Source organism: Psychrobacter sp. CMS30, from assembly GCF_904846565.1.
Lineage (GTDB): Bacteria > Pseudomonadota > Gammaproteobacteria > Pseudomonadales > Moraxellaceae > Psychrobacter > Psychrobacter maritimus.
Genome location: NZ_CAJHBF010000003.1, coordinates 89458 through 109919 on the forward strand (window position 1 = coordinate 89458; position 20462 = coordinate 109919).

The window sequence follows — 20462 nt, forward strand, 5'->3', positions numbered from 1 at the left end:
CACTGATGCTATGAGTTTTATAGTAAGAGTAAATATATTTGCTAAGTAGCTAGATGAACATTGGGATTCAAATCAAGCTAAAGACTCAGTTCTGAAATTGAGATCGTTACTAGAAATAGTTAACGCTAAAGTAGATTAAGTTCTTATTGAAACTATAACTTATTAGCTAGTAAATCCCTCAATATTATGGTGTTTAAAATATCATTAATACCTGCATATGCCATGAAAAAATCTTACTCTGACAAGTCAGAAAAGCTCTATATGCTATTATCTATATAGTGTAGAGGGCTGGATTATGAAATTTACTTTTCTTAGGTAACGTTATTAATATCGGGGTTTGAATAAAATAAACTATCCTGATAACTCAGTGGTAACTGCGACTTCATGGGAATTTAAAATAAACATTTAGACAGCTCCTTACCCTCCTAATCTCTGACTTTAACTCGGCTAAACACGCTTTTAAAGATTCGTATTATTTCAGAAATAATCATCACCATCGCTTATCATTGAAAGAAAAATGTCAATAATCCTATGACAATAGCCCGCTTATGATTATAAATACGTTGACATACAATCAAATTAACGTAATAATAATCTAGATGTTAATGATTATCAGTAACATCCTTATATTTTCAGATGCTATCTATTTGACGGTTATATGAAGTAACCTTTATATGATTTTTTGGCTTGGATGACCCTTTATGGCTGAAACGCTTACTCGTTATGATACCGATAAAACCCCATTAGCCATTGCTGATAAAGCCATGTTCATTCATCATCTCAATGAAGAGCATCAAGATGAACTTGCGATGTTTATCAATGCCTTTACCTCTGCCTCAGTCGGCGAGTACGATCTAGTATCAATAACAGAACTGTATCCTGACGGTCTTCTGTTAGATGTTATGACGATGAATCGCTATCAAAATAACTCTAATGTGTTAAAAGATAGCAGTTCTACAGATAACAGCCTCGCTGAAAACATTTCTAGTATTAATCATCAATACTTTATCAACTTTTTTGTGCCTATTAGCGACGCTGAGACACTACATGAACAATATATAGCGTTATTGCAGTCATCCGCTACTAAGCTTGGTAAGCGTACAATCAAACTTCAAGAACAATACTTTAGCGTGATTGATAGTTATTATGTCAGTTCTAATATGTATCGACTGATGGTCACAGCACCCGATAACATCCCACTCAATCATCCCGGGTATGCTTATTTATTTGAGTTAAACTCTGACGTTTTCTCCACCCTAAATGATGAGTCAAGTAATAACGACAAGCCTTTACAGCGCTACTACACCCTGCGAAAAGCATGGCAAGATCCAATCAGCTTGTCTGTTCAAGCTTGGATAGATGTTTATATCCATGGCGACACACCAGGTGGCAATTGGGCACGTTCTCTCGCTTGCGGTATGCCAATAAAAACGGTGCGCGACTATCCTGAGAAAACAGAACACCTCAATGAGGGTCAATGCTTATTAATATGTGATGAAACCTCTCTACCTACAGTCGCCAATCTATTAGAGAACTGGCAAAATCCGTTACCACCCCTTGTCATTGCTATTACTGAAGATCCAAAAGACATCAGTTATTTACACACTCTAAACCTTTGCCCGTGCTTAGGTCATGATGAGTGTTTTCTACAAGACAATCTACTTCATATCATTAAGACGCCAACAACCGAAATTCCTGAACAAATCATGAGCTTACTAAATGCAAGATTAATGACATTGCCTCTTAAGATTGGCAAGGTATGGGGTGCGCTTGAAGCGGCGGACATCAAGTCATTAAGAAAACAATTAAAAGCAACCCTTGGTCTATCTCGTCAAGATATGGTCATAAAAGTCTATTGGCGCGCTCAATAATTGCCGTATGTTCATAAATAAAATGAAAATCATTTGCATTAACCATCTACTTTTCTTTAAAATCCCCCATTTACTTTCGACTGCTCACTATGATGCACATCAATAATTTAAGCTTAATACGTCAAAAAAAAGTTTTGCTTCATCCTACTTCTTTTATTATCGAACCAAATAAACTGTATGCGCTCATTGGGCATAATGGTTCGGGAAAATCTAGCCTTATAAAAGCCATGGCAGGAGAAATGACGCCCACGCAAGGTGGCATTGAAATAGAACGACAAGATTTGCGAAGTTTTTCTGCTAAAAGACTGGCCACGCATCTTGCCTATTTACCGCAAAACCTACCTGATGCGGGCGCTTTTACAGTCTATGAGCTTGTGATGTTAGGCAGATACCCTCATCAGAAATGGCTGCAAAAGCCGACTGCCGACGACCGTCAACAAGTAGAAAAAGCCATCGCCCTCACTCAAGTTGACGCCTTTAGAGATCGCCAAGTATCGACGTTGTCAGGTGGTGAGCGTGCGCGCGTCTGGCTGGCGATGTGCCTTGCCCAGCAAACAAAGTATCTTCTATTGGATGAGCCACTAGCAGCGCTGGATGTGGTCTATCAAATAGAAGTGTTAAAACTGATTCGTCAATTGGTCGATGAGCAAGGCTTAGGTGTTGTGATTATCCTGCACGACCTAAATCTAGCAGCAAGGTTTTGTGATGAATTTATCGCCCTAAAACAAGGCAAGCTGTGCCATATGAATGATGTCAAACACACCATGGAAAAGGATGTACTGCGCTCGATATTTGGTGTCGATTTTACCCTACTAACCCATCCTACCACTACTCATAAAGTCGCAGTTATATGAAAGCGCTCACCTTTTCGTTCGGGCTATGTGTGGCATTATGCTCAAGTTTATTGTTAAGCAGTTGCCAGTCGTCTGACGCCACCTCACAAGCACCACAAGCAGTGTCACCTAAAAACAGTCAAAAAACGCCTAAAGTCATGACGCCCGATTGGGGTATTGCGGCGACGCTGACTGCCATGGGATACCCACCAGTTGCTATGGGCGATAAACCTTTCTATAGAGAATGGGTCGGTGAGCCTCTTATACCTGATACAACTCTCGACGTAGGAACACGCTATCAGCCCAACCCTGAAATGTTCTCTCAGTTAGATTTGGATTTGGTCATAGACAACGATTTTTATGCGCACCTGCGTCCTATGTACGGCGATTTGCCTATCCACTCTATTGAATTGACCAGTCCTAACAAAACTGCAAAGTGGGAGGACTTTATAGAACCAACGTTAGAATTGGGCCGATCTATCAATAAACCGCAAGCCGCGCAAGATTATTTAGACACCAGTAAGAAACAAATCTTACAAGCGGGACAGACTTTTCATGCGCGTTATCCTCATGTCAAAAAATTGGCTGTCGTGCAATTTGCCGACACCAATAATTTGCGTATGTTTTCGTATAATAGCTTGTTTCAACCTGCTTTAGAGACGATGGGACTACAGCTAGTGGCATTGGCAGATGGCAATCAATGGGGGTTTACGCCCATTATGCTAGGAGACTTAGCGCAGCTTGATGCCGATACTTGCCTTGTGGTCGTTGAACCTCTTAGTGACCTTCTCAAACTTGAATTAGAAGACAGCTTAGTGTGGCAGCGCTTGGGTTATTCCTTTGATCAAGAGCATGCATCTAGCAAAAAAGGCCGTTGTATCACCTTACTGCCTGCGACATGGAACAATAGTGGCGTGGCTTCTATGAATGTTTTAGCCGATCGCTTAACGAATGTCACTTTTGTAGGCAATACCGATTTATGATTAATAAAAATAATTTTTTGTCTGCTAACCGTATTTATATGATAGTCGTTTTCTTAATGCTGCTAGCAGTAGTGAGCAGTTATGCAGTCGTACATCAACTTTGGCACCTGCCTTTTTTAGAATTATTCATACCCTCATTTGAGCTATCGCTTTCGGACATGAGTATCCAGCTACAAATCCTACCGACCATGTTGGTAGCATTAACCGCTGGTGGTCTTTTAGGATTGGTCAGTATTTTATTACAACAGCTGGTAAAAAATACTCTGGCCTCAGACACAACATTGGCAGTCGGTAGCGGTGCAAACATGGCACTACTCATTGTCACGTTATTCCTGCCTAGTTTGGCGTTAGGGGGAAGTTTCTGGGTCGCCTTTGTTGGCGCACTTGGTAGTATGGCGATTGTTTTTCTTCTAGCTGCGCCTAGTCGCATGAATCCTTTGGTATTGGTACTAGGTGGACTGGTGACCAATATTTTATTGGGCGCTATTACTGGTTTATTATTGATTTATTATGCTGAAGAAACCTTAAACGTCATGGTGTGGGCGGCGGGCAGTCTCACGCAGAATAACTGGCAAGTATCTGCCGTATTAAGCATCGCTAGTGTGGTCGCCTTTATTAGCTTAATGCCTTTATTAAAACCATTAGAAATAATGAGCTTAGATGATAGGCAAGCCAAAAGCTTGGGCGTTCCTATCAACCTCATTCGTGGATTGGTGATGGGATTGGTGGCACTACTGACCGCCCTTGTCGTCAGTCGCGTGGGGCCTATTGGTTTTATTGGCTTAGGGGCTGCTACACTGGTGAATGTGTTTTCAGTAAGGCGTATTGGTTACCGTTTGCTATTAGGTTATGTGTTTGGGGCACTGTTGTTATGGATCACCAGTAATGCTACGACGCTGTTACAACATTATTTAAGCCTAAATATTCCTGCTGATGCAATGACGGCCATTCTTGGTGCCCCATTGGTGATATGGTTAATCGTGAGCCAAAGTCTTCAACATACCGATGAGGTTATTCCGACTTTAGTTTCAGAACGCCGTGACACTCATTTAATGGGTTGGAGTATCGCCTTAATACTGTTGCTCATAGGCGTACTTATCTTTACGGCTACTTCAAATGGCTGGCAGCTTAGTACGCTAGGACATTTAATTGTTGATTTTAGATTGCCTCGTACTTTAAGCGCAGCCGCCACTGGCATAATGCTAGCCACTGCTGGCGTGCTGCTACAAACCTTGACACGTAACCCGATGGCCAGCCCTGAAGTACTCGGTATTAGCTCAGGCTCAGCGATAGGAGTGGTACTGGCCTTTGTTTTCCTGCCCAGTTTTGGCTATACAGGTATTATATTATCAGGATTATTGGGTGCTTTTATCGTGCTCAGTTTGATCTTATGGCTTGCCCGTCGTATCAATCCGGCTTATTTATTATTAGTTGGTGTGGCCATTGCCGCATTGATGGGCGGATTATTAAGCCTGGTAAAAATATCTGGCGATCAACGGTTACAAGCGGTGCTAAGTTGGCTATCAGGTTCTACATATCTTGCCAGTCCAGAAACGGCATGGATTTTAGTAGGATTGGCTTTTATACTTTTCATATTAAGCTTTATGGTCATAAAACCATTAGAGATATTGAGCCTAGGTAGTGGGATTGCCCGTGAGCTTGGGGTATCTTTGAGATTTTATCAAACCTTGATACTTATTCTTGTAGCATTACTGAGTACGATATCAACGTTGGCAGTGGGTCCGCTCAGTTTTGTGGGTCTGATGATTCCTCACCTCGCCAGCACATTAGGCGCGGTGAAGCTCAAACGTCAAATTCAATTGTCTGCTATTTTAGGCGCGGGCTTAATGGTCATAGCAGACTGGATTGGACGCTATCTTATATTCCCCTATGAGATACCTGCTGGCACCATCGCTGCCATTATTGGCGGGGCTTATTTCCTATATTTGATGCGGCGTATTAGAGCGTAATCTATATGGTTAATACTTCATTAACGACATAACATCATTATCGCTACTTAAGGCTTTAAAAATATTTAAAATTAATATTGCGCCCCTATTGTAATGAAAATGATTATCATTATAATAGTGATTTAACTTACACATTGGTAACATTCATGCAACTGTCTCGCCTATATTCCGCCCTATTTTGCCTTAAAGCATCTAACAGAGCGCGTCATCCATTTTCAGTAAAATCACTGTCTATCTTTCACCTGTCTACCTCAGTCGTTTTACTTGCTGCCAGCCAAGCAGCATGGGCACAAACCGATATAAATAACGACAGTCAATCAGATGTGCCAAGTGTGGTACTTGATACGATTGTAGTGACCAGTAGTGCTGAAGCGTCAGCAGATGGATTGCCAGATGCTTACGAAGGTGGCCAAGTCGCGACCGGAAGCCGTGTAGGGATTTTAGGCAATCAAGATATCATGGATACGCCATTTTCTACTACATCGTATACCAACGAATACATTGCCAACCAACAAGCTCAAAGCGTAGGCGACCTGCTTAAAAAAGACCCCACTGTTCGCGTTGCAAGGGGTTTTGGTAACTTCCAAGAAGCTTACTTTATGCGCGGTTTCATCACCACATCAGATGATACGATGTTTAATGGCCTATACGGCATTTTGCCTAGACAGTATATCGCCACCGAATTATTTGAGCGTGTTGAAGTTCAACGCGGCGCATCTGCTATGCTAAACGGTGCAGCACCCAGTGGCGGCAATGCTGGTGGTACGATTAACCTACTACCAAAGCGTGCTAGTAATGATCCCCTACGCCAATTAACGCTTGGTTATGGTCAAGGTGACCAAGGTAAAGTGGCGGTAGATGTTAGTGACCGTTTTGGTACTGATGATGCATTTGGCGTGCGCTTTAACGCCGCTTATCAAGATGGCGATAGTGCCATCGATGATGAGTCTTCAACATTAGGATTGGCAGCGCTTGGGCTAGATTATAAAGGCGAACAATACCGATTATCAGCAGATTTGGGCTGGCAAGATAATAAACTTAAAGAGACTCGTCCTAGCGTCAATCTTGGTGGTGTTTCTAGCATACCAAAAGAGCCAGACGGCTCAAAAAATTGGGCTCAGCCTTGGACGTACTCAGATGAAAAAGATATCTTTGGTACCATTAGAGGTGAATATGATTTTAATGATAATCTCACCGCTTATGGTGCTTACGGCATGCGAAGTGGCGAGGAAGAAAACTCACTAGCCACCTTAACCGTCAACAATGCTGATGGTGCGGGCACAATTTATCGTTTTGATAACTCTAGAGAAGATTTGGTACAAAGTGCCGAGCTTGGTCTACGTGGTAAATTGCAAACCGGTGAAGTGGCTCATAACTTAGTGTTGGCCGCAAACCTATATGATCAAAAAGAAAAAGGCGCATTCGCGTTTGATTTTGGCAATCAACCTGCGACCAATTTATACCGCCCTACCGACTACACGGAAGTCCCTTTTACAAGTACAGCTACGTTTGGCGGTAACTTAGATGATCCAAAGTTAACCAATGAGAAACAACTACAAAGCTTTGCGCTAGCAGATACCATATCGCTGTTCGATAACAAACTTAAAACCACGTTAGGTGTGCGTCATCAAAATATAAAAACCACCAGCTATGATGCCAACACGCAGGCAGAAACTGCTCATTACGATAAGAGTGAGTGGACACCAAGTATCGGTATTGTCTATCAACCAAACATGGACTGGTCGTTCTACGGTAACTATATCGAAAGCTTAGCGCCAGGAAAAACAGCCCCTCAAACAAATAATAGTGCCCCTGTCACCAATGCTGGTCAAGCTTTGAACCCTTACGTGAGCGAACAAACTGAAATTGGCGTAAAGTATGACAACGGGCTTATTGGTAGTAGTTTGGCAATATATCGCACTGATGCCGCACGTGACTATATCGATGCTTCAAACACCCTTATATCTGCTGGTAAAAACCGTCACCAAGGTGTAGAACTGACCGTATTTGGTAGCCCTAGCGAAAATATGCGTCTAAATGCGGGCGTCAGTTATTTAAGTGCCAAACAAAAAGACACCGGTGATTCAGCGCTAGATGGTAATAAAGTCATCGGTCTGCCTACCTTACAAAGTAATGTCAATCTAGAATATGATGTTGCGGCACTCGAAGGACTAACCTTAACAGGTGATATCATTCATACGGGCCCACGCTATGCCGATAATGCAAACACTTTAAAAGTTGACGGTTATACGACGTTAGATCTTGGTGCTCGCTATAAGACCGTGCTAGCAGGTCAAGATGTCACCTTAAAAGGCATGGTAACGAATGTCACGGGCGAAGATTATTGGCAGTCAGTCGGTGGTTATACAGATGCTGGTTATTTAAATGCGGGCGAACCCACTGCGTTAAAAGTTTCAGCGACGTTTGACTTTTAAATTTGAACGCTAAGCTTCGCCAATGAAACTACTATACTGAATAAACTGTCGTTATAGAATCATTATCGGGTTTGAATAAAAGGGATTAGGCGCCACCTACTCCCTTTTGTGCTATCTAAAAATATGCAAAATTCATTTTATTATTGAGTCCTTATGTCCTCTCGCGCTACAGCCTCTCTATATCATATGATCTGGTCGCATTACCGCTTGCCTTTTCTCAAAGTTATCTTATTAAATTTAGTCAATGCGGCGGTCAGTGTGGGTATTATTGCTTATATTAATCACACTTTTATCAGTCAGCCTGTTTTTAATACCTTGTCATGGCAAAGTTTAGGTTATTTTTCAGCGTTAGTCGTTCTCCTATTAGTCACGACTTTTTTATCACAATATGCCCTAACCCGCTTGGGTCATAGATTTGTGTATGAGCTCAGAACCAAGCTGGTAAAACAAATTATCGATACCAACGTTCCGCAGATTGACAAGTTAGGGAACGCCCAACTACTCGCCAGCTTATCTACCGATATCCAATCGATTACCGTCGCTTTTGTCCGTATGCCAGAGTTGGTTCAGGGGATTATTTTATCTAGCGGAGTCGCCTTATACTTGAGTTGGTTGTCATTGCCATTATTACTGATCATCATGGTTTGGATTGTAATGACGATTTGGATAAGTACCATTTTGGTGAAGCACGTTTATAAGCATTTAACAGAATTAAGGGAGATTAATGATCTTTTATATCAAGATTATCAATCTATTATCGAAGGGCGAAAAGAGCTTGCACTTAATCAGCACCGCGCGCAAAAGCTGTATACCAATGATTTTTTAAGTCACGCCCAGTCTTATAAAAAGCGCGTTATTAAAGCAGATACCTTCCACTTATCAGCAGTGAATTGGTCGAACATTATGATGTTTGCAGCGATTGGTGTCGTCTTTGCGGTCTCAAACTATCTTAATATTCCCATGAGCGTTGCCACCACTTTTTCTTTAACCATTCTATTTATGCAATCGCCGCTGCTACAAGCCGTTGGCGCTTATCCAACTTTACAAACGGCGCAAGTCGCGTTAGATAAAATACAGACGTTGGCGCTTGCTGATTATCAACCAGCATTTTTAACCAATATAGCAGCAAATGACTGGCAGACCATCTCACTGAACAATGTGAGTTATCGGTATCAAGGTATAAACCACAATACACAAGAAACTGTGACTGAAAATAAGTCGCTTACTGATGACATTTTAAAAAATGTCAATCTCACCTTGAGGCGTGGCGAAGTGGTGTTTTTGATAGGCTCTAATGGTAGCGGTAAGTCTACCCTTGCAAAAATAATTACTGGTATTTTTACGCCTACGACAGGCGCTGTAAAAGTAGACAAACAGGTGATTGATTCGGACAATAATAGCCATTATCGGCAGCTATTTTCTGCCATTTTTAGCGATCAACATCTTTTTAAACAATTAATCGGCAGTCAAGACAATGACCCTGATATGTCTTTAGTGACCGAGTGGCTGCATAAATTGAACCTGCAAGATAAAGTGACGGTAACTGAGCATCGATTGTCTACCGACAAGCTGTCCCAAGGACAACGCAAACGCTTGGCCATGTTGCTCGCTGTCGCCGAACAAAAGGACTTTCTGCTGCTCGATGAATGGGCCGCTGACCAAGACCCTGCTTTTCGCCGAGTATTTTATCAAGCGCTGATTCCTGAATTAAGAGCTATGGGCAAAACGCTGTTTATTATCAGTCATGACGACGGTTATTTTGAGCATGCTGACCGCTTGCTTATGATGAAAGAAGGAAAACTGACGGAATTAAATGCAGAAGAACGCCAGCGCGCCAGTGCGGACGCCATTGCTATGCTAGAGTAGCTTCTTAGGTAAAATAACTGCTGATAAGTCATACTATTAAACTACTTAATTCCAAAGAATAGCATAGCCTTTGGCGGGCAAAGCACATAGCAAGCGGGAGAGATTTATAGCAGCATTTTATTTTTAACATAGCTCTTTTATATAAACTGACTATGCCAGTTTTTCATAAATAACCATGCTTAAATATACACCTCCTGCTGCTACGATTAAGCTGGCAAACCAGACGACGATAAAGTAACCAGTATGAAGCGATGAACAAGTTAAGATAAAACTTACCAATAGCAGTAGCAACCCCATCCATCGTAACCATTTCTGTTTAATAATATATCGTTTCTGCTCATCATGATGAGATAGCAGGTTTGACCTTACGGCGACTAAGAGTGGCCGTTTGAGATGAAACTTATCCCTATGTCTTTTACTCGTCATCATTAATGCCATCATACCTAGCAGATTAAATGCCAATAGCAATCCAGATAACAGCACGTTAGACATACTATAAATTTCCCATCTGAAGCTTTGAACGATTAGGTGACTTTATTTTTTGCTTGCGAGACGTTTTCTTAAAACTGACCACATAAGTGATATAAGCAAACAGCAACGCTAGAATAAAAAACATAACGTCGAAGCTGATAAACAGCACATCGAAGCTCAAGATACTGTGAAGCAATCCACGCTCAGTGGTTAGGCTATTCAGTAGCGGTGTGAATAAAAGCAATAGAGTGACCAATGATAATAATAGACGCCACGCATGACGACTAGAGAGTAATAACGTCAGCAAGAAACCAAACGCCCAGATGATAAAAAATCCATCTACCTCCCACTTGCCTCGCCCTATTAACTTTAACGGCAACAAACGATTGAGCCATAAAAACCCTATCATCGCTAAAGGTAATCCCGCTAGCGTCGCAATATTGAGCTTTTCTACTAACCAAAATCCCCAATCAGGCTTATCTATAGTTAATAATTGGCGGCGACGTTTAACCGTCCAAAGCACTAAGCCTGTTGCAATCATACCGCAGCCCGCTGCGCCACATAAAAAGTACAACCAGCGCAGCCAGTTATCAGCAAAGCGTCCTGCATGCAAACCTATCATGACCGCTTGTGTTTCCACAGCAAGCGGCGGTGGTCGACTGTCTTTGAGTACTTTGCCTGTCTGCCCATCATAAATAAGAAATACCCCTAACGTCGATAATTGATGCTCAGCTTTACCATCGATAATAATCATACTTTGGTCAGTATTAGGATGATTAATACTGACACTGGTCACGGCATAATTAGGGTTGCGTTTTTGCCAATCAGATCGCGTTGTAGCAAGCAATGGAGCAATACTGGCCATAGGGGCAGTCTGTAACTCGGTTGTATCCGCTGCCCGATAAGAATAAATTTCCTTAAAAAACTGCTCACTATCTACAGTAGATACCATGCCTGCCCACGGCATATACAAGGTTATCAAGGTAATAATGCCGGTAAAGGTAATCATCAGATGAAACGGTATTGGCAGCACAGAAAAAGCATTGTGCGCATCAAGCCACGAGCGTTGCCCCTTGTCCCAACGAAAGGTAAAAAAATCCGTGAATATTTTTTTGTGGACAATAATACCTGTGATAATAGCAATCAACATCATCATAGAAGCTATACCGACGATGATTCTGGCCCATATCACACTCATATAATGCAAATCAAAATGCATACGATAAAAGAAGTGACCGCCTACGGTATCTCTTGGTGTATATGCCATTTGGGACTGCGTATCAAACTGATATTTTAGCCTTTTGTCATCTGTAGTCACATTGATATGCAGACGTTGAGCAATATTATCGCTATCAATATCTTTGGCTATAAACCATTTTTTGGCATTGGCTTGGGTTTGCTGTAAGTGAGCGATTGCCATAGCAAAACGATCTGACTTATCTTCTAGATTTGTCATATTTTGATTTTGCGTAGATGCTGAGGATATGAATGGTGTTTGCTGAGAGCGTGCCGGAACTTCAGGTTGCATCCATGCCGTCAGCTCATTATTAAAATAACTGACCGTGCCCATCAGAAAAATGGTGAACAACAACCAACCTAATAATAGGCCAAACCAAGTATGCACGTCAGACAAAATGACTCGATAGCCCTTCACTTTATTTTTACTTTTTGTCTGAATATTACTCATTGTGGCAGTTTGGGTCTTAGTAGAGTCTGAGGGCATAATAACAGCCTGATGGTAAGAAAAAATCTAAATAGCGACATAATCAATCACCCCTAATAGCCCTGCAATACCGACGACCACCGCCCATGCCAGCCATAAACGACGCAAAGAAAATACTAAGACAAGGATGAGCGCGCATACAACAACGCTAGCAATTTGACCCCAATAGATGGCAGAAATCTCATCTATAGGTAAGGCCAAAAACATCAAACTCGTAAGCACCGCGATGCCATAGCTACCAATAATCGCTAAAAAAATACGACTAAGGACTTTAAAATCAGGTAGATAAAAACCATGACTGCTACGGCGCTTACTCATGTGACTGCCTGCATATTAAGATAGATGGTCATAATCGGTATGAAAGTTAAAAGCGAACGATTAAAAGCGATAGGTTAATCTGCCGACTACATTCAAAGGCTCACCGTAAGTCAATTCACTAAAGGTGCTGCCCGCAAGATACTTTTGATTAAACAAATTATTCACATTAACCTGCGCTTCAAGATTGTCGTTAAAAGTATATCTTGCCATGATATTGGCAAGCGTCACGTCATCTTGACCGTACTTTTCAGATTGTTTTGTCACAGGGTTTTTGACAATGCCATAGTATCCATTTGACCAGTCAACGCCGCCGCCAATGATTAAATTAGGAATGATATGATCAAGATTATAAGTGGCAAACAGATTCAGCGTGGTATCGGCAAAGCCTGTATTAATGGTCTTGCCCTTGTTGTCTTCAGCATTAAAATGCGTATAACCAACGCTCGCTTGTAGTTGGTCGCTGATTTGACCAGACACTTGTACTTCTACACCCTGACTGGTGGCACCTTTGCTCCGTAGTAGGCTTTTTCAAGGTCGGTGCGGGTATTATTTGACCGCCATCGAGTTGAGCAAGGTTGTCCTGCTCGATTCTAAAAATACTCACTTGGCTTTGTAATGCGCCATTATCTGACTCACTTTTTAGACCGATTTCATAGTTTTTACCTTCAATAGGATCGAGGAATTTGCCATTTATATCACGCTGAGTTTGAGGTTTGAAGATATCACTGTAGCTGGTATAAAGACTGTGATTGTCATTAACCGCATAGGTAATACCTGCGTACGGAGTCCAGATGTGTTTGGCTTCCGTGTTGACGTTTCGGCCATACTGCACACCTGAGCGTTCAAAATCAGACACACGCGTTCCCAAAATCACGGCTAAAGGATCCGATGGTTTGAGCTGAGTTGCCGCAAAGATAGCTTTTTCTTTGGTTGTGACATCAGAGCTGCGATTGCGCTCTCCCCATTCTGGTTCAGGATAACTGCCATCCCAGTCAGAAAAATCTGGGAGCGGCAATATACCATCAGGCGGTGACTTATAAGTGAAAGTATCAAGATCACTTTTACTATAGGAACCGCCTACGATGAGCTTATGCGTCTTTCCCAACGCATCAAAATTACCAGTTAACTTGCTTTTAACATTGAACTGTTTGCGTTCGGTATCGGCATGAAATGGGTTTAGGTTAAAAATAAGTCCAGTAGTAGCGTCCACTTGTTGGTCGCCATTGGCGTACATATAAAGCAGCTTTGGACTACTGTCACTCTCGTTATAGCTGGCATTGGCGGTCAAGTTCCAGTCGGCATTAAAATCATGGTCAATATCTGCAAAGTAATAGGTATTATCAGAATCCCAGTTTGTCCAATCTGCGCTGCCATTTTTACTGGTATCCCAATCCGCTTTTGACCCATCACTTAGATAGTTTGGCAAGCCGCCCCACATGGTTGATTTTGATTTATTGTGTTGACGGCTAGCACCCACACTGACCGTGGTGCTGTCGCCCACGTCCGCATCTACTGTGGCATAAAACAGACTTTGACCCAGTTCTTGACGGTCGATAAAGGTATTACCATCTTGATAGCTAGCCACCACTCGGCCTCGTACCGCCCCGCTTTCGCTTAATGGCTGGCTACGGTCAACACTGAGACCATATTGCCCATAACGATCAACATTGGCGGATAGCTCTGTTTTTGGCACAGCACTATCAGCCCGTTTACGTATCAAGTTGACATTGGCAGAAGGGTCGCCTGAGCCACTCATCAAACCAGTCGCGCCGCGTACGATTTCAACATGGTCAAACATCGCGGTATTGGCAGAGTATTCGCCCATGGCAGCTTGCTGGACAAAATCGGTGTTTAAGCCGTCAATTTGGAAGCTATTGATAGCAAAGCCTCTTGATGAAAGACCATTACGCGCGCCATCAACGCTACTTACTTGAATAGCAGGCGTGCGTTTAAGCACATCTATTAGGGTGTTTGAATTTTGATCTTTGATTTGCTGGTTGGTAACCACACTGACCGCTTGCGGTGTTTCTTTGGCCGACAAGCCCATACCTGTGGCGCTACTGGTGACAGGGATTGTATAGCTATCAGTATTTTCCGTGACCTGTTTATTTGTCTCTGCCATGACCACGATAGTCGGTAGCGTAGTACTTGGTTCTGTCGTATTCTCGTCACGATTGATTTCAATGCCGTTATCATCGGTTTGTTGCTGTGATACTTCAGCATGAATCATAGATGAGCTTACTGCCAACGAAGCAATGGCTGAAAGGTGCATGGTTTGCTTAACGAACCAACTTAAAGGGTTAGGTTTATGCTGTTTTCTACTTTGTGTAATCATAAACATCAATGGTATCTCAATGAAAGTGAGGAGAATTTGAGGGAAGGCAGTTATTCAAGACAATAGTGTTTACTAATACATGTCAGCTTTGTAGAGCGTCATGAGAAGTGAGCTATTTATTAATAGTCCTGGTGAATAAATATATTATTTGTTACATTAGAGTTTGTACATGATAAAGATAATAATAATGATTATCAATACAGTATTGAAATATTTTTGATACAGTGAAGGTCTACGTCATGAGATAGCAATACTTTTTGTTAGCAAACACTATAGATAAAAATAGCACAGCAAAAAAAAGGCCACTTTTTAAAAGTGACCTCAATTAAGCACAGTATCTGTTAAACCTTAACTATTAACTGCCTAAATTTAAGCATATCGTTTATTTGAATAGCTTCTGTACAAAGTGCGCCCGAGAAATTACCAAAAAATCCAACAACGTAATAGCCATAATCACAATGATTGCTGCTGGGAATATAATAGCCACAACAAGCAATGGAATGGCAAACGACCACCATATGGAAAAACCTTGTCCACGTGCTGGTGGATTTAGTCCAATGATTTCGTTGGCATTACGAGGACGACGTTGCCACCATATGACATAACCGCTCACACAAATTGCAATCACTGATAAGCAAAACAGTCCATTGGCTAACACGCTCCATAATCCCAGCGTTCCCATGTGAATAGCCGCACCCGCTGCCATAAACTTGCCAAAAGCATTGTAATCCTCAAAGCGGATATCAGCCAATATCTTCCCCGAATAGCGGTCGATATGTACCGTACGGTCAGCCGTTGGACTTTTCATATCGTAGCTCATAGAATCTTGGCTAATCGTCCACACTCCTGTCGCGCCTTGTGGTAGATTCAGCTGATAACGCCCTTCAAAGCCAATCTCACGAGCAAACCTATCTACCGTATCAATCATAATGGGAATATTAGGCGCGATACCGTTCTCACCTTTCGTTGACCCTGACAGCGGCATCGGTGTCAGTTCTAGCACCCAAGGTACCTCTTTGGTACTGCCCGTATTTAATACACGACCATGTGTTGGTGTAAGTGTTGGTGCTGCTCCATGAACGTGCAGCGCGGCATTGGCGTTATCCATATCCATACCCGCATGATGCTGACCATGGTCAATCGAAAGTGGCATGGGCGCCACGCCCCATTTACCGGCCGGAAACTGACTCCAAGCTTGTATGATTCGCTCGCCCCAAATACCTGCCCAAGCCATGCCTGAAATGCAAAAAAACAACAAGACAATGGATATCCAAGTGCCTAAGGTGGCGTGAATAGTACGGAAAAATGAACGCTTTTTCTTTAGGTTACTATCATCCGGAATCAACATAGCTTTGACAGATTTGCGTTTTTGCCACCACAAGTACCAACCCGTTAAAACCATCAAAATAGTTAATGAGGCGGTGGCTTCTTGAATAAAATCACCAACCTGCCCTAACAGCAAGTCGCTATGAATACTATCAAGGGTATTGTACAAGCCCGTATTAGTGGGGGTACTCTTAACAATATCACCTGTGTACGGATTCACCGCCACCATATTGTCATGCCTACCTGATACCACTTGAAACAAGGCCACCGTATCGGTGTTGCGGGGTGCGATATATTTAATCAGCGTGCTATCTGGTAAGGTTTGAAGGGCGTTTTTTGCTTGATTGGCGATTGGTGCTTGAACCATAGACTGTAGAGGGGTGACGGTTAAACGATCACTATCTCGGCCTGTTGTATTGGACATAAGCAGCATGCCAAGTCCTGTAAACGCTAAAATAATCAAAAAAGGGGCAATAAACATGCCTGCATAAAAATGCCATCTCCATACTGTAAAATAGCGTTGATTGTTAGGGGGTTGACGTGTATCTCTACTCATAAATATGACCTTTAACCATCTTTAGCTGCTCAATTAACGTCATGAACGCATTGATAATATTAATATAAAATAGCTGATTGTTAGATTCGACCCAAAATATTTCCAAGCCTATAACGTGTTTTTAAAGATGGCAGCATCATACAAGAAAACTCATCAAAACACTGCGATTTATAGGAAATAATTGGCCTTATATGAGGTGCTTTTTAACTTTTTATAATTTTAATCAGTAATGATTTTTCCTCACTTACACCTTATGTATTCTGTATAAGTGCTGACAATAAATACCTCCAATGCTTCTATAAAAACTCTTATTGTAATTTTTTAATGATAACAATAATCATTAGTGTTATCATTATTCCCATATTTATATACTCATCTTTTAATTTAAAACCGTCAACTACTTCTATCTGAAAGGAAATACGATGCCGTCTCTTTTATGTTCCAAATCTGCCCGAAAGAAACAACTAAGAATAGCAGTCAGGATTGGTTTATTAATGAGTATTAGCCATGGTGCATATGCTGAAGAAACGGCAAGTAATATTGAAGATGTCCAAAACGAAGATGAGAATGTTACTACTGTTAATCCGACACCAGCGACGACCTTAGATACTATTAATGTTTATGCCGATAGCTACCGCAGTACAGGCACCAAAACTGCATTAGACCCTAATGATGCCCCAATAAGTTATACGAGAATCAATCAAGAACTATTACAAAAACGCCAAGCAGACAGTGTCAACGCGGCCTTGCGTTACGAGCCCGGCGTGAGTACTGAGAGCCGTGGTACGGTATCTATTTTTGATGAATACAATATTCGCGGTTTTAAGACTTATTTCAATTTTTATGATGGATTACGCCTCCCCTATGACGGTGCTTGGAACCTGATGCCTCAAGTAGACATTTATGCGACTGAAGCGGTAGAAATCTTAAAAGGACCAGCATCCTCACTTTACGGCTACGCGGCTCCAGGTGGCATGGTCAATCAGGTCGCCAAAACACCAAAAAGCACTCAAGCATCTGAAGTGCAGTTACGACTTGGCAATCAAAATCTCAAAGAAATGGCAGTCGATACGACAGGCCCTATTTCAGATACGCTCAATTATCGCTTGGTGGCATTAAAACGTAAAAAAGAGGGTCAGATGCAGACTACAGAAGAAGAGCGCACTTTAATTAATCCGTCACTTGAATGGCGACCGACAGAAGATGTCTCCGTTCTTGCCAATCTTTTTTACCAAGACGATCCAGAGATGGTGCCTTCTACTCCGCTTCCTGCTGTTGGGACAGTCTACAATGCCAGCTATGGCAAGCTAGATAGTGATGCCTACGCAGGTGACGAGTGGAATCATTTTAGCAAAGAAGTAATAATGCCAAGTGTGACTGTCAACTGGGCTATCAATGACAAATTAACCTTTAAGCATATCCTACGCTATACCGATGCCGAAGCGCAGCAGCGCAATATGTACAATCAAGAAGGGTTTATCACGGGTAGCGACAAGATTTTAAATCGTGTGGCCTATACCACTGATGGAAAGATGAACAACTGGACCACAGACAATCAGCTGGCTTATAAGTTAGATACCGCCAATATCTCGCACAATTTATTATTCGGTGTGGAGTATCAAGAAACGGACAGTATCGCCACTTATTATGATGCTGGAGCAGATGGCACACCAAACCTTGATTTGTCCAAACCCGATTTTTCGCAAATCAATGCTGACACTTTGCCATTAGATATTTATCGACAGGAACAAGACATCAAACAAAGCCAGCTGGGATTTTATGTACAAGATGAGATGCAGTGGCAAGATTTGACGGTAGTAGCAGGATTACGTCACGATAATTTTGACAGCACTACCGAGCAAACCGAAGCCACTAAAGGTGCGGTTTATAGTAACAAAACGATTGATAATGACGCTTCAAAAACCAGTGGTCGCCTTGCTGCCATTTATGACTTTGATAATGGCCTCTCTCCTTATGCCAGCTACTCACAGTCGTTTCAGCCTGTTGTCGGTAGCAACTTCATTACCAATAAAGCATTTGAGCCTACCACCGCTGATCAGTTAGAAGTTGGTATCAAATATCTGTCCTCAGATCGCGCCACTCAAGGGACTTTGGCGGTGTTTGACATCACACAAAAAAACGTGGTGGTGGCAGATGAGATCAGTTATAGAAGTCAAACCCAAACGGGTGAAATTGCCTCTAAAGGGTTCGAGGTTTCAGGCAGCCACATGCTAAGTGAGTGGGTAGATATTGCTACAAGCTACAGCTATACCGATGCTGAGATTACCAAAGATGAATTCAACCATGACGTGGTAGGTAACACCCCAGCACAAACCGCTAAGCACAAAGCGACATTGTGGGCAGACTATTACGCCACAGATAAGCTTACCTTCAATGCAGGGGTTCGCTATGAAGACGGAATGCAACTTGATAAGCAAAATTCCGATGCGCTGCCAAGTGTGACATTGGTAGATATTGGTGGCAGCTATAAGGTCAATCCGATGCTGACGGTCGGTGCTAGTATCAATAACTTGTTTGATAAAACCTATGTCGGTACTTGCTACGATAGCAATAACTGTTGGATGGGGCCTGAACGCCAAATATCAGTCAGTCTAAAGGCCAACTTTTAAACAATGTAGGACTTATTATTACCAAGGTAATGTCAGTCTTATACACTTGCTTTATCTAAAATGATGACTTAAAACATGAAACACTTAAATTAAGAAAGGTATCAAAATGGCAAAACCCGCTCCAAGAATACTGGATGTTACTTGTACCAAATACATCACGCCACATATGTGCCGCGTCACGCTTGGCGGTGCTGGCTTGATTGACTTTCCAACAGATCAAGAAAGCGCTTATATCAAACTCATATTTCCTCAAGGCCATGGGACTCGACCACTAATGCGCACCTATACTATAAGTGGTCAACGTGAGGGTGAAATAGATATCGATTTTGCCTTGCACGACGCTGAAGGCCCTGCTTCAATGTGGGCACGTAACGCCCAAGTGGGTGAGCAAATATTGGTAGGCGGACCAGGACCAAAAAAGCTCATCAACCGTGATGCAGATTGGTTTTTATTAATAGGTGACATGACTGCACTACCTGCGATTGCTGTCAATCTTGCACAATTACCTGACGATGCACGCGGCTATGCCATCCTTGAGATCAGCAGCGAGGCAGATCGACAAAATCTTAAAAAACCTAAGAACGTTGACATTTACTGGGTTATAAATCCTACTCCAAACTCCGCAAGCAGCCCTTTACTTGAGCATGTTAAAACCATTACTTGGCTTGAAGGGCAACCTGCTGTTTGGGCTGCTTGTGAATTCCATAGTATGCGTGTACTGCGTGACTATTTTAAATTCAACCGGTCCATAGCTAAAACGCATTTATATATATCTAGCTACTGGAAAGTAGAGCGTACAGAAGATCAGCATAAAATTGAGAAGCAGGAAGATGCACAAAACCTAGAATAATATGCTATTCACCTTCAAAAATCCGAGTTGTATTAACAATGATTTGAGGGCTATTAGTGTTAAGGTTCTGACGTGGTCATCAACTCATTCGCAGGCCAGATTATAATATCCTAGACGACGATTACTTTATGAACGTCATCAAACTTTAACAACCTTGGTCACAAAATGGTCACCGTTTGGTCACTGAGCACTTGGTCACCGATTCCCAAAAGGGAGAATGCATGCATAAAAAATTATCATTTATGCATTGTTAAAGAGTAGACCATTTCGTAAAAACCAATCGAGAGAAGGCGCC

At 42.1% G+C, this 20462-nt stretch carries 13 protein-coding genes; 8 read left to right on the top strand and 5 right to left on the bottom strand.

Annotation, left to right across the window (positions count from 1 at the left end; genetic code table 11):
* The first annotated feature begins 701 nt into the window (after positions 1-701).
* The 6 genes from JMX94_RS02475 to JMX94_RS02500 all read left to right on the top strand — a co-directional run bounded on the left by JMX94_RS02475 (position 702) and on the right by JMX94_RS02500 (position 9958).
* Complete coding sequence (locus JMX94_RS02475; protein WP_201562905.1) at positions 702-1871, top strand: siderophore-interacting protein; 1170 nt, start codon at positions 702-704, stop codon at positions 1869-1871.
* Between the two features lie 89 nt (positions 1872-1960).
* On the top strand, positions 1961-2725 hold the full coding sequence (locus JMX94_RS02480; RefSeq protein ID WP_201562906.1) for an ABC transporter ATP-binding protein: 765 nt from the start codon (positions 1961-1963) through the stop codon (positions 2723-2725).
* Positions 2722-3687 (top strand): ABC transporter substrate-binding protein, encoded by a 966-nt coding sequence (locus tag JMX94_RS02485; RefSeq protein WP_201562907.1) that lies wholly within the window; start codon positions 2722-2724, stop codon positions 3685-3687. Before JMX94_RS02480 ends, JMX94_RS02485 begins: the two co-directional genes overlap by 4 nt.
* Positions 3684-5657, top strand: coding sequence for a Fe(3+)-hydroxamate ABC transporter permease FhuB (fhuB, locus tag JMX94_RS02490; RefSeq protein ID WP_201562908.1), 1974 nt, complete (start codon positions 3684-3686; stop codon positions 5655-5657). Before JMX94_RS02485 ends, fhuB begins: the two co-directional genes overlap by 4 nt.
* 146 nt (positions 5658-5803) lie before the next feature.
* The gene (locus tag JMX94_RS02495) at positions 5804-8092 is read left to right on the top strand and encodes a TonB-dependent siderophore receptor (RefSeq protein ID WP_201562909.1); all 2289 of its coding nucleotides are present in this window, start codon (positions 5804-5806) and stop codon (positions 8090-8092) included.
* A 153-nt stretch (positions 8093-8245) separates the two neighbouring features.
* Positions 8246-9958 (top strand): multidrug ABC transporter permease/ATP-binding protein, encoded by a 1713-nt coding sequence (locus tag JMX94_RS02500; RefSeq protein ID WP_201562910.1) that lies wholly within the window; start codon positions 8246-8248, stop codon positions 9956-9958.
* A gap of 493 nt (positions 9959-10451) precedes the next feature.
* On the opposite strand, the gene JMX94_RS02505 is transcribed toward JMX94_RS02500, so the two are convergent.
* The 5 genes from JMX94_RS02505 to JMX94_RS02525 all read right to left on the bottom strand — a co-directional run bounded on the left by JMX94_RS02505 (position 10452) and on the right by JMX94_RS02525 (position 16687).
* Complete coding sequence (locus JMX94_RS02505) at positions 10452-12152, bottom strand: PepSY domain-containing protein (RefSeq protein WP_201562911.1); 1701 nt, start codon at positions 12150-12152, stop codon at positions 10452-10454.
* Between the two features lie 27 nt (positions 12153-12179).
* On the bottom strand, positions 12180-12470 hold the full coding sequence (locus JMX94_RS02510; protein ID WP_201562912.1) for a hypothetical protein: 291 nt from the start codon (positions 12468-12470) through the stop codon (positions 12180-12182).
* 60 nt (positions 12471-12530) lie between these two features.
* Positions 12531-12947, bottom strand: a complete 417-nt coding sequence (locus tag JMX94_RS13380) for a TonB-dependent receptor domain-containing protein (protein ID WP_201562913.1) — start codon at positions 12945-12947, stop codon at positions 12531-12533.
* Entirely contained in the window at positions 12892-14805 is a 1914-nt protein-coding gene (locus JMX94_RS02520) for a TonB-dependent siderophore receptor (RefSeq protein WP_201562914.1), read from the bottom strand. Before JMX94_RS02520 ends, JMX94_RS13380 begins: the two co-directional genes overlap by 56 nt.
* A 382-nt stretch (positions 14806-15187) precedes the next feature.
* On the bottom strand, positions 15188-16687 hold the full coding sequence (locus JMX94_RS02525; protein WP_201562915.1) for a PepSY domain-containing protein: 1500 nt from the start codon (positions 16685-16687) through the stop codon (positions 15188-15190).
* Positions 16688-17181: 494 nt separating this feature from the next.
* Here JMX94_RS02525 and JMX94_RS02530 point away from each other — a divergent pair, with 494 nt between their 5' ends.
* Entirely contained in the window at positions 17182-19317 is a 2136-nt protein-coding gene (locus JMX94_RS02530) for a TonB-dependent siderophore receptor (protein ID WP_227673477.1), read from the top strand.
* Between the two features lie 106 nt (positions 19318-19423).
* Positions 19424-20167 carry a siderophore-interacting protein gene (locus JMX94_RS02535; RefSeq protein WP_201562876.1) on the top strand — a complete coding sequence of 248 codons (744 nt, stop codon included), beginning with the start codon at positions 19424-19426 and terminating at the stop codon, positions 20165-20167.
* The last annotated feature ends 295 nt before the right edge of the window (positions 20168-20462 follow it).